The sequence below is a fragment of the Caldisphaera sp. genome, from assembly GCF_046536515.1.
Classification (GTDB): domain Archaea; phylum Thermoproteota; class Thermoprotei_A; order Sulfolobales; family Acidilobaceae; genus Caldisphaera.
On sequence record NZ_JAWDMQ010000088.1, the window covers coordinates 1 to 3638 of the forward strand.

General features: G+C 32.5%; 4 protein-coding genes. 1 reads left to right on the plus strand and 3 read right to left on the minus strand.

Annotation, left to right across the window (positions count from 1 at the left end; genetic code table 11):
- A partial coding sequence (locus RXO53_RS08005) for an AMP-binding protein (RefSeq protein ID WP_410713693.1) occupies positions 1–931 on the minus strand: 931 nt, incomplete at its 3' end.
- A 237-nt stretch (positions 932–1168) separates the two neighbouring features.
- Between RXO53_RS08005 and RXO53_RS08010 the strand changes: the two genes are divergently transcribed.
- Entirely contained in the window at positions 1169–1315 is a 147-nt protein-coding gene (locus tag RXO53_RS08010) for a hypothetical protein (RefSeq protein WP_410713694.1), read from the plus strand.
- Positions 1316–1513: 198 nt separating this feature from the next.
- On the opposite strand, the gene RXO53_RS08015 is transcribed toward RXO53_RS08010, so the two are convergent.
- Positions 1514–2332 carry a GlcG/HbpS family heme-binding protein gene (locus RXO53_RS08015; protein WP_410713695.1) on the minus strand — a complete coding sequence of 273 codons (819 nt, stop codon included), beginning with the start codon at positions 2330–2332 and terminating at the stop codon, positions 1514–1516.
- Entirely contained in the window at positions 2329–3543 is a 1215-nt protein-coding gene (locus RXO53_RS08020; protein ID WP_410713696.1) for an NAD(P)/FAD-dependent oxidoreductase, read from the minus strand. The genes RXO53_RS08015 and RXO53_RS08020 overlap by 4 nt, the downstream gene beginning before the upstream one ends.
- Positions 3544–3638: the final 95 nt, after the last annotated feature.

The window sequence follows — 3638 nt, forward strand, 5'->3', positions numbered from 1 at the left end:
ATAAAGTCCTAGGGGGATGTTCACCATCTAATAAAAACTTAAAATGACTTAGAGCATCTTTATATTTTTCAGCTTCGGGATGTTCGATAAGCATTCTTAAGAATGTAGGTACCCCAGCTGCAAAGGTAACCTTTTCTTTTTTAATAAGATCTAACATTACAGTAGCATCGGGCCTACCTGGCAAAACATGCTTCATGCCAATTAATGTTCCAAGATAAGGCATCATCCAACCTAAGCCATGGAAGAATGGTGGAATATGCATTAAAACATCATTTGATGATATCCTTACAGGAGATTGATATGCTGTTACAACTATCCCACTTATAATAGATTGCAATATTATTTGCCTATGAGTAAAATGAAGTGCTTTTGGTAGCCCAGTAGTTCCTGATGTAAAATAAATAGCGGCATCAGTATTTTCGGAAATATTTGAAGGTTCAAATTTTATATCGCCCATTTTTATTACATCTTCTATATGAGTTATCGGTTTAAGAGAAGTTGATGGCAATCCTCCATCATCGTTTGTTATTATCCATTGTTTTATAAATGGAAAAGATGGAGCTAATTTTTCAGCTAAAGGCAAGAACTCATCTCTTATTATAATGGCATCATCTTTAACATAGTTTATTGTATAGGCTATTTCTTGAGGTGATAATCTAAGGTTTATTGTATGCAATGCTCCTCCGGTTAATGGGACTGCAAATAAAGATTCTAAAAAATAATTTGTATTCCAATCAATTATTCCTATTTTTGATCCATTTTTATAACCTAATCCTTGCAATCCACTAGCTAACATCTTTATTCTTTTATAAAATTCAATATAATTATATCTTTTTATGTTTCGATAAACTATTTCTTTTTCAGATGATCTAACCAGAGATGAAACAAAGAGTTTATCTAAGGTTAATTCATATTTTTCTGGTTTTCCCATTTTTTCACCATTTTGTATTTAATAAGTATACGCAGATTTATTTGAAAATAATTATCGATTAGGATAAACGCTTATTAGATTTTTTGATTGCTTTAATTGAAAGCTTATGGTAAAGAAGCATATAGATAAATTAGAATAGAAAGAATTAACAGAAAAATACTATGTTTTGATAAAGCGAACGACAAACCCCTTCTAGGGGCGGGGTAAAGTTTTTTAAGTTTAGAAACCTATTAAAAATTGAGACAGCTGCTAAAGGGGTATGCGTCACTGAAACATGAGTATGCATCTACCCCAACTATCAAGTGTAATAAAATAGAACTCCAAGCCGATCAACTGTTAAAATATGAGGAGCGGGAGCCGATTTCTCCAGCAATATCGGCTTAGGGGATAATAGAGTAGCACCCGTAAAAGGGGTGTAACCCTCTAGACCTCAGGGAATTCCCGCCCTTCAGGGCGAGGAAGAGGTCAGAAAATCCATTACTTTAATGCATTAACTTCCCATCATTTATTATTTTTAAAGCAACGCCATATACTTTAATTTTTTAATAAATAATAAAAAATTATATATTTTTTATTCTATATTTAAAAATTTATCAGCTTTAATACACTATTTGCTATTTTGTAATCTTCCTCTGGGGTATTACCTGCAATACCTATTGCACCTATAACATCACCAACGTAAACCCCTCCTTGAGTCGTATTGAACCTTTCGTTAGAACCTTCACCATTTGGGGATTCTAACATTGATCCCACTAAGTCTACGACTTTATGCGAATCTACTTTAAATGCACTTGATGTCCATGCTCTACTTCTTGATATCCCAACAAAGCCATAGGGGGTTCCATCCATCCTATAAATCAAAAGAGGCCATCCATTTATATCAGTAATTGTTATTGCAACAGGCCTTATTTTATTTTTATTAACATAATTTATCGTGTTATCCGCGATAGTTTTTGCTAACTCAAGCCCTTTCTCAACTTTTACTTCAAATTCCTCCTCTCTATATGCTCCAGACAAACCGGCCTGAGCAATTTTTTCATCTCCTTCTACTGATTCTCCACTATGACCAATGCCACCAACAACTTCTCCTTGAATTATTAATGGTACTGCCCCAGGAATTAAAGTCATCCTCCCATTATACTTAACATTAAGTCTCCAAACTTCTCCTCTTGTTATAACTTGATCTAATACTTTAGCAGAAAGTCTCATTACTGAAGCTGTCCATGCCTTATCTATTGCTAAATCAATAGTAGCTGGTAATCCGCTATCTCTTCTTTCTACAGCTATTACATGGCCTCCAGAATCGGTAACTGCATAAGTTCCTGGTAACATATAGTTATCGATTGAAAATCTAATCATTGCTTTAATTATTTTTCTAGCTAAATCTAAATTTAAACTCATGATTCCACCTTCTTTCTAATACTAGGATTATAATTTGATTTTTCTTTTAATATTAAGCCAGATTTAGTTAAGATTTCAACTACTTTTTTACCCAACATGGGAGAAGCAGAAACACCTGCTGGTCCTAAAACTATGTTAATCCAATTTGGAACGAATTCATGATTAGCGATAACAAAATCATGCCAACCTGTATCAGGATTTGTCATTGCCATAAATCCTACAAAAGATTTTGTTATATGGTTTTCAAACCTTAGTGCAGGATATAAAGTCTTTGCCACATTAATTGCATGATTTACTGCATAATCTTTAACCTCTTTATCAGATCTGAAAGACATCACTAAATGTATCCCAGCCTTTAGTTTGTTATCAACTGTAGGTGAAACAACTTGCAAATGCGGGCTTCCTCTAGGTAAAATTGTTGTTTCATGATTAATTAATTTTCCCAATTCTTCATCAAATTCTACAAGCGTACCTTTTAAAGGAACATAAGAAAAATCTCTTGCTTTTACAATTTCAGCTACTCTATCAGCTTCTATTCCAGAAGCATTTATAACAATATTTGATTTTATTAAAGCATTATCTGTATGTAATTCAAATTTATTTTCTTCTCTTTTTATACTTTTTATTTTAGTATTAAAAAGGAAATCAACACCATTAGCTTTAGCATTTTCTGCATAAGCTTTCGCAACTTCTGGTGGATCAACAGTTGCTAAATTTGGATCATAAAGAGCTCCTAAAAAATTATCTGAAATTTCTGGTTCTAAGTTTTTCAATTCTTTTTTATCAACAAATTTTAGAGGCGAAAAAGAACCCTCTGGAATTAATAGAGGCGATTTCGGATCTAAAGTAGATTTAAAAGCTCTTGAAACCATTTTCTGAAATTTCTTATAATCTGAATTATCTCTTATTAGCCAAAGACCTCCAATTCTTCTAAATTTAAAGTTAAGTTCTTCCGAAAGCTTTGGCCATAATGGTATGCTCTTAATGTTTAATTCTGCATGCAAAGTCCCAGGTCTAAAAGTTAAGGAATCACCCCCTTGGCATACTAATGAATGATTTGTCGAAGTTCCTTCTAGACCAACCCCATGTTTTTGTTCAATAACAGTTATTGATATATCATATTTTGATAGCTCTCTTGCAATTGACGTGCCTGCAATTCCTCCACCAATTATAGCAATATCTGTATTTATAATTTCCTGCAAATTTGCCACACCGTCTTATATTATTCATCCAAAGTATTAACATTTTTAATATAATTCTATACATTATTGCATCCATATAATTTTTTAATAATTTATTATTTAGA

Bases quoted from the DNA above. Each gene is read 5' to 3' on its own strand.
- RXO53_RS08015 (WP_410713695.1), bottom strand. From the start codon at position 2,332: ATGAGTTTAAATTTAGATTTAGCTAGAAAAATAATTAAAGCAATGATT.